At 60.7% G+C, this 8,049-nt stretch carries 3 protein-coding genes; 2 read left to right on the forward strand and 1 reads right to left on the reverse strand.

Translation table 11 applies throughout. From position 1 onward, the window contains the following. Positions 1–87: 87 nt before the first annotated feature. On the reverse strand, positions 88–2,454 hold the full coding sequence (locus tag ACVWYY_RS12030) for a transglutaminase TgpA family protein (RefSeq protein WP_457440675.1): 2,367 nt from the start codon (positions 2,452–2,454) through the stop codon (positions 88–90). 183 nt (positions 2,455–2,637) lie between these two features. Here ACVWYY_RS12030 and uvrA point away from each other — a divergent pair, with 183 nt between their 5' ends. Together uvrA and ACVWYY_RS12040 are read left to right on the forward strand one after the other, a co-directional pair. Further along, complete coding sequence (gene uvrA, locus ACVWYY_RS12035; RefSeq protein ID WP_457440677.1) at positions 2,638–5,541, forward strand: excinuclease ABC subunit UvrA; 2,904 nt, start codon at positions 2,638–2,640, stop codon at positions 5,539–5,541. Positions 5,542–5,671: 130 nt separating this feature from the next. Beyond that, positions 5,672–7,912 carry a WD40 repeat domain-containing serine/threonine-protein kinase gene (locus ACVWYY_RS12040; RefSeq protein WP_457440679.1) on the forward strand — a complete coding sequence of 747 codons (2,241 nt, stop codon included), beginning with the start codon at positions 5,672–5,674 and terminating at the stop codon, positions 7,910–7,912. Positions 7,913–8,049 lie beyond the last annotated feature (137 nt).

Consider the following 8,049-nt stretch of genomic DNA (forward strand, 5'->3'; position numbering starts at 1 on the left):
TTAACTATCTCTTAACTATCTCATAACTGTCAAGGTTTCTCGCAGGGCTTTTGGGGTACCTGCTCCAGGGCATAGCCGTCCTTCTGGTCAGGCGGCTCTTCTGGGGTTTTTGGCCAGTGGCTGCCATGCTCGTCTGAGCTGTTTGAATTGCTGTTGCCAGCGCTGCAATTCGCCCGCCTCCAACGGGATCCCACCGAAGCGCACCTCCAGGTAGCGCTCCAAGAACTGGATGGCCACCTGGGCTTGTGGTAAGTCGGAGTGGCGCAAGTGTTCCAGGCAGGCCTCAGGGCCTAGGTGGGCTGGGATCCCCACCGCCGTCGCCAGATCCCGCAGTTGCAGATAAAGCCTTGAGATAAGCTGGCGGCGCTGCTGCGACTTGGGTAGAGCCGCCGGGATCCAGCGCATCCCAGCAAAGGCCAGACTCGGTAGCAAGAGGCCAACCATCCAGGTGGGCCAGGGGGGCGGAGGCTGCCACAGGGATCCCATCACCACCCCATTGCCGGCAGTGGCCAACAGAATCCACCCCCCATCCTGCCAGCGCACGGCCTGATAGCGGCGGCGGCGACCCCAATAGGCCATGGATCCCGTGATCAAAACCACCCCCAACACCGGCAGGCCATTCTGCTGCAACGTTTGCCCCAAGGCAACCAGGCTGCGACGGAAGCCAGCACCGACATCCTCTCGATCCGGAGAGGCGGCTACAGCGCTAGCCAGCTCCTGGATCTGCCGCCAGATCTGCCGCTGGGTGGATAGGTCGTACTGGATGACGTACTTAAACCAGCGGAAGCGCAAGCTGTCGTAGAAATCTTGAAGGGGATCCCACCAGCTCTGCCGCTGACTAACATTGGCCTCTGCCGGCGTAGCGTCAAAGATGACCCAGCCGTAGGGGCCAAAGGGGATCTCCGTCCAGGAATGGGCGTCGGCATTGCGTACTGCCAGATAATTTTCCTGCGCCACCCAGCGCCCGCCCAAAAAGCCATTCACCATCCGGGCTGGGATGCCAATGCTGCGGGCCAGCACCGTCAGGGCTGTGGCGAAATATTCGCAGTGGCCCCGCCGATGGGTGAACAGAAAGGCTTCCAAAGGCGGTTCAGGGCCGGGATCCGGCAGATCGGTGGTATAGGCGTAGTTCTCCAGCAGGTAGTTCTGCAAAGCCGTCACCTTGCCAAAGACATCGGGGATCCCAGCGGTAACGTCTTCAGCCAAGGCGGGAATGCGAGGATCCAGGTCTGCTGGCAACTGCAGATAGGCTGCCTGTTGGACTGGGTCGAGAGCACTGAACAGCTCCGCGTGGCCTAGCCGGCGCAAGCGCGGGCTTAACTCCCTTGAGATCCGGCTCCGGGCGCGGTAAAGATGGGGCACCTGCCGAGGCAGAGAATGGCCAACATCTCCGGTCTCGCTCAGGATGAGGCGGCGATTCTGCCGTTGCCAAGCTTGTTGCACCGTCGCTGCTCCGCCCCGCTCCAGCCATTCCATCTCCACCAGCGGGGCCACCCCAAAAACGGTGTTGGTGACCAGCGGCTCCAGATAGATAAGCTGCTCCAAGGGGAGAAGCAGCAGGTCGGGAGCAGTGGGGATCAAGCTGGAGGCAGAGAGATCAAATACCCCTGCTGCGTTGGGGAAAATGGGGATGAAGCGGTCTAGCGTTCGCGACCAGGCCCGTCCATCGTAGCGATCGAAGCTGATCCCGCGCCAGTAGAGGGACTCCACACGGGGCGGCACCCCTGCCGGAAATTCCACCCGCATGACAACGGTGTTATCGGTTTTGAGGGTGCCGAATGCTCCCAGGCTGACTTCCTCGGCAAAGCCAGTGGTCATCACCGGCGAGCGGGCCTGGCGACCCAGAATTCCTAAACTGACCCGCGGGAACAAGAAAAACAAAGCCACGGACAGGATCACCGCCAGCAAAGCCAGGGATCCGAGAAAGCCCAAAAAGTTGAGGTTGATGCCACGGGTTTGGCTGGCTGCCTGCGGGTGCTGCTCTGCTTGCAGGCGCAGGTGGTAAAGGGTGAGGTTGATCAGTCCCACCCCCACGTACAACAAAAACAGCAGCCCAAAGCTGATGTCTTCGTTGAACAGGGTGGCAATGGCCATCAGCAGCAGAGACAGCACCGCCAACTGGATGTGATCGGCTGCCCGTTCCCGCTGAAACAGCTTGGCCCCTGTTAGGTAAAGCACCAAGCCAATGGCCCCATCGGAAAAGGGAAGGATCCCAAAGATAACCAAAGCCAGCAGGCTGAGCAACACCGCCACCGTCAGAGGCATCCACAGGGGGGCATAGCGGGCAAAAGCAATCCTTGGCGGCTCCCAAAACCAACTGCAGGCCCCCGCTGCCAAACAGACACCAATCACCGGTGGCGACAAAGCCTGATCCCCCAGACAAAGGGCCGTGAAGGCGATCCCCACCAACAGGTAAACAAACACCTTTTGAACGGATGGCAGTGTCCAGGTCATGGCCCTTGGGATTCAATCCTTTCCAGCATAGCCAAGTCTTTTTTGCTACCGGTTTGCCCTCCCTGGGATCCCCTTTTGGACAAAGCGAAGAGCATTAGAATCGTTAGCTAAGAATCGTTAAGATTTTGTTACTCGCCGGTCTCGACGGGATACCTGTGACACGCTGCGCGAAAAGGTGGTGAGATGTCCAGCCAAAACGAAATTCATGTGGTGGGGGCGCGGCAGCACAACCTCAAGAATGTCGAGCTGCGGATCCCGCGGGATCGCCTGGTGGTATTCACGGGCGTCTCCGGATCGGGCAAGTCCTCCTTGGCTTTCGACACCATCTTTGCCGAGGGACAGCGGCGCTATGTGGAATCCCTCAGCGCCTATGCGCGACAGTTTTTGGGGCAACTGGACAAACCGGATGTGGATCGCATCGAAGGGCTGAGTCCGGCCATCTCCATCGATCAAAAGTCCACCAGCCACAACCCCCGCTCGACGGTTGGCACCGTTACCGAAATCTACGACTACCTGCGGCTTCTGTATGGGCGAGCTGGGATCCCGCACTGCCCCCATTGCAACCGGGTGATCGCCCCGCAGACGGTGGATCAGATTGTGGATCAGATCATGGCTCTGCCGGATCGGACGCGGTTTCAGTTGCTCTCGCCGGTGGTGAAGGGGAAAAAGGGCACCCACGCCAACTTGTTGCAAAGCTTGCGCCAGCAAGGGTTTGTACGCGTGCGTGTCGATGGCCAGGTATGGGATCTCAGCGAAGAGATCACCTTGGACAAAAACAAGACCCACACTATCGAGGTGGTGGTGGATCGGCTGGTCAAGAGCCCCGACATAGCGGAGCGACTGGCCGATTCTCTGGCAACCTGCCTGCGCCAGTCGGGAGGAATTGCGGTGGTGGAGCTGCTGCCGCGGGAAGAGGAGCGAGAACATCTGCTGCAAAAGGTGGCCGAGTCGGCGGGGCAATACCTGAACGGCAAGCCAACGGAGCTGATTTTTTCTGAGCAATTTGCCTGCCCGGAGCACGGTTCGGTGATGGGCGAGCTGTCGCCGCGCCTGTTTTCCTTCAACTCGCCGATTGGGGCCTGTCCTGTCTGCCACGGGCTGGGTTTTGAGCCCATCTTCGACCCCGAGCGGATCGTGCCCGATCCCAAGCTCCCCTTGTACGCGGCCATCGCCCCTTGGGCAGAGCGGGAGAACCCCTACTATCTGGCTTTGTTGGCGGGAGCCGCCAAGGCTTTTGGCTTCGACCTCAGCAGCCGCTGGTGTGATCTCACCCCCCAGCAACAGCAGATCATCCTCTACGGCGCCGACCAGGAGGTCTACATCGCCGAGGCGGAATCTCAGTACCGAGGCCGGGGGTACTATCGCCGCTATGAGGGGGTGATTCCCCAATTGCAGCGGCACTACCAGGAAACCACTTCCGAAATCTATCGGCAAAAGCTGGAAGCCTACCTCACCTACCGTCCCTGTTCCGCCTGTGGGGGATCCCGTCTCAAGCCGGAAGCTCTGGCCGTGCGCATCGGCGGCTACCGCATTACCGATCTCACCGAGATCTCCATCCGCGACTGCCTGCACCGCCTGGAGCAGCTAAACCTTACCCCCCGCCAAGCGCAGATCGGCGAGTTGGTGCTGCGGGAGATCAAAACCCGGCTGCAGTTTTTGGTGGATGTGGGCCTCGACTACCTCACCTTGGCCCGTCCGGCCATGACCCTCTCCGGGGGCGAGGCGCAGCGGATCCGGCTGGCCAGCCAGATGGGCTCCGGCTTGACGGGGGTGCTCTACGTGTTGGACGAACCCTCGATTGGCCTCCACCAGCGGGACAACGAGCGCCTGTTGCAAACCCTGTTTCGCCTGCGGGATCTGGGCAACACGCTGATCGTGGTGGAACACGACGAAGAAACCATCCGTGCCGCCGATTACATCGTGGATATCGGCCCTGGAGCCGGGATCCACGGGGGGGAAGTGGTGGCCCAGGGATCCCTGGCGGACATCATGGCCTGCGAGCGCTCCATCACCGGAGCTTATCTTTCGGGGCGGCTGCGGATCCCTACCCCTGGGCAGCGGCGGGCTGGCAAAGCGGTTGCCCTCAAGCTCACCAATGCCCACAAAAACAACCTCAAGCACATCGATGTGGAGATCCCTCTGGGCAAGTTGGTCTGTGTTACAGGCGTCTCCGGCTCTGGCAAATCCACCTTGGTCAACGAATTGCTCTACCCTGCCCTGCAGCACCATCTTGGACACAAGGTGCCCCAACCCGCGGAGATGGGAGAACTTGAGGGCATCGAACACATCGACAAGGTGATCGTCATCGACCAATCTCCCATTGGCCGTACCCCCCGCTCCAACCCTGCCACCTACACGGGTTTGTTTGATCCCATCCGCCAAACCTTTGCCCAAACCTTGGATGCCAAGGCCAGAGGCTACCCATCCGGCCACTTTTCCTTCAATGTCAAGGGGGGGCGCTGTGAAGCCTGCAAAGGGCAGGGGGTGAACGTGATTGAAATGAACTTCCTGCCCGATGTGTACGTCACCTGCGAAGTCTGCGGGGGCAGCCGTTACAGCCGCGAAACCCTGCAGGTCAGGTACAAGGGCAAGAACATCGCCGAAGTCCTGGATATGACGGTGGGGGAGGCGCTGGAGTTTTTCGCTGCCCTGCCTCCTGCCGCCAAGATCCTGCAGACCTTGGCCGATGTGGGCCTCGATTACATCAAGCTGGGCCAGCCAGCTCCTACCCTCTCCGGTGGGGAAGCGCAACGGGTCAAGCTGGCCGCAGAACTGGCCCGCCGCTCCACCGGCAAAACCCTCTATCTGCTGGATGAGCCCTCCACCGGCTTGTCTTTTTACGATGTCCACAAGCTCTTGAACGTCCTGCAACGGCTGGTGGATACAGGCAACACCGTGCTGGTGATCGAGCATAACCTGGACATTCTCCGCTGTGCTGATTGGATTATTGACTTGGGGCCAGAGGGCGGCGACCACGGCGGCCAGATCATCGCCGTTGGCACTCCAGAACAGGTGGCTGAGCACCCCGGATCCCATACAGGGCGATATTTGAAGCAGGTTTTGCAACAACATCCCCCAGGTCGCTGAGCAACTCAGCCTGCTCCAGGGAGAAAGTTGACCGAAAGCGGCCCAAAGTGCTCCGCACCGCGAACGGTTGGCCTGAGTCTCACGTCGCTATGGCATGATGGGTCGGAAGGAAAAGGTTCGCACTCTCCCCATGGTAGGGCAGACCCTGGGTGGCCGCTATCGGATCTTGGAAGCACTGGGATCCAGCGGACAAACCTACTTGGCACAGGATAGCCATCATCCTGAGCGGCTTCGGGTGGTGATCAGGCGCTGGCAGGCCGGCCAAAATGCTCCGCACCGCGAACGCAGTGAGGACTCCGCCTCGCTGCGGCATCTCTTTCAGCAAGAAGTGGCGCTGCGGGAGCACCTGGGATCCCACGAGGGTATCCCCCGCCTGTTGGCCTGCTTTGAGCAAGAGGGGGAGTTTTATTGGGTGGAAGAATGGGTTGAAGGGCCCACCCTGGAACAAGCTCTATTGCTAGGTAACGCAACCGAGAGGGGCCAGCTAACGACTCCGTCCCGCCAAATGCACTGCCATTGGGGGCACGACTGGACAGAGGCTGAGGTACGAGCCTTGTTGCAGGATGTGCTGCAAACCTTGGCCTTCCTGAATGGGGAAGGGGTGAGCTGCTGCAACCTGCAGCCCTCTCGCTTGATCTACCGTCAGGCGGATGGCCGATGGGTGTTGTTGAAGTGGGGGGGTGAGGAACAGGGTCTGGCTTTTTCCGGCTCTGGCTTCGGGAACCCCTATGGCCCCAGGCATTGCAGCGACCTCTATGCTCTTGGGCTGATTGCCCTGCAGGCCCTCTGCGGGATCCCGCCCCAGAAGCTGTTTCGCGACCCGTTGACGGGGGAGTTGCGCTGGCACGATCTGGCCTCTACTAGCGCTCCTTTTGCTGCTTTTCTGGATCGTTTGGTGAGCTGCAACCCACAACAGTGCTTTCCTTCAGCAACAGCAGCTCTGGCCGCTTTGCAGGCTTTGCCCCCCGCCGAGAGCCCCCCTGCCGCCGAACTCCTGTCCCAGCCCAGCCCTGTCGCCGCCGAGCCCTTACAGGAGCCAACCACCCCACCGCGTTCTCCGGTATCGCTGCGGGCGCGTCTCCGGATCCCACCGGTTTGGGCAGGAGGCAGCTTGGCGGCTTTGCTGGCGTTGACGGTGGCAGGGGCCTGGCAGATGAGGGCGAACTTTGGCCTGCGGGGGGAGCCCAAGGATTCTGTCCCCTTCACGAGAACGGGATCCTCTGGCCCGGCAAAGCGCAACGGCCTGGGACTCCGTCCTACTCGCGAGAACGGTTCTCATGCCTCCGTCCCCACCGCCGTCACGGTCGCGGAAGCGTCGCGTAGCGATAACGACCCGGCAGACTGGGCCAAGTCTTTGCAGCTCAAGGCTACGCTGGAAGGCCCTGTCGCCGTCACTGCTCTGGCCATCAGCCCGGATGGAAATCTCCTTGCTGCCGGGGGAGACGACGGCATAATCCGGCTTTGGGATCCCCAGGCTGGCCAACTGCTCCAGAGCTGGGCAGGCCACGAGGGATCCGTTGAGGCACTGGCCATCAGCCCAGATGGTACCTTTTTGGTGAGTGGGGGGGCAGACAAGACGGTACGGGTCTGGGATCTGGCGACCCTGGGGGATCCGGCTCTCTCGCCTGGGGATGTGCTGGCGCGGCTGCAGTTGCAAGGGCACACCGGGTTGATCAACAGTGTCGCCATTAGCCCCGATGGTCGTTGGATTGCCAGTGGCAGCGCCGACCGCACCATCCGCCTTTGGCAGGCCGACAACGGCCAGTTGATCCGCACCCTGGCGCCTCCCACTGCTGCCGCCCAGGAGACCCCTCAGAGGGCAGGCATTACAGCAGTGGCCTTTGGCCCAAGACCTACCCGTATGAATACTTCCCACCAATCTGAAGGGATCCCCCCTTGGATCTTGGTGGCCGCCAATGGAGATCCCACCGTTTACCTTTGGGATCCCGGCAGCGGGGCCTTGCTGGAAACCCTGAAGGCCGACTACCCCATCGAGCAGGTGCTTCTGAGCCCAGATGGCCGCTATTTGCTCGCTGGCAGTACCGGTGGCATCTTGGTCTGGAACTTGGGCACGGGATCCTTGGAGCGCACCTTGCCCCAGACTTTGTCCGGCTTGGCCGCCCTTGCCCTCAGCCCTGATGGCCGCTTGCTCGCCAGCGGCACCGATTACCGCGCTCACCAGATCAAGCTCTGGGATCTGCGCAGCGGAGAACAGTTGCGCACCCTGGGCGGCCAGACTTGGATGGTGAGCGTCTTGCTGTTTGGCCCCGGTCGCGGAAGCGTCGCGCAGCGATATGGGCAGACCCTTCTCAGTGGTGGCGCCGATGGCTCAATTCGCATTTGGGGGCCAGCCGACCCAGCTCAGCCCTAGTGGGATCCAAGCAGATAAAATACTCGACGAAGAAGGGATCCCGGCAGAGCATGACTCTAGTCAATAATAAGCTCAACTATACTGAAAATAATGTATAATATGTTCAGTACGGATTACTACCAGTTGATCTTTCTGTT

Source organism: Thermostichus sp. MS-CIW-34 (assembly GCF_054060435.1).

Bases quoted from the DNA above. Each gene is read 5' to 3' on its own strand.
- uvrA (WP_457440677.1), top strand. From the start codon at position 2,638: ATGTCCAGCCAAAACGAAATTCATGTGGTGGGGGCGCGGCAGCACAAC.
- ACVWYY_RS12030 (WP_457440675.1), bottom strand. From the start codon at position 2,454: ATGACCTGGACACTGCCATCCGTTCAAAAGGTGTTTGTTTACCTGTTG.
- ACVWYY_RS12040 (WP_457440679.1), top strand. From the start codon at position 5,672: ATGGTAGGGCAGACCCTGGGTGGCCGCTATCGGATCTTGGAAGCACTG.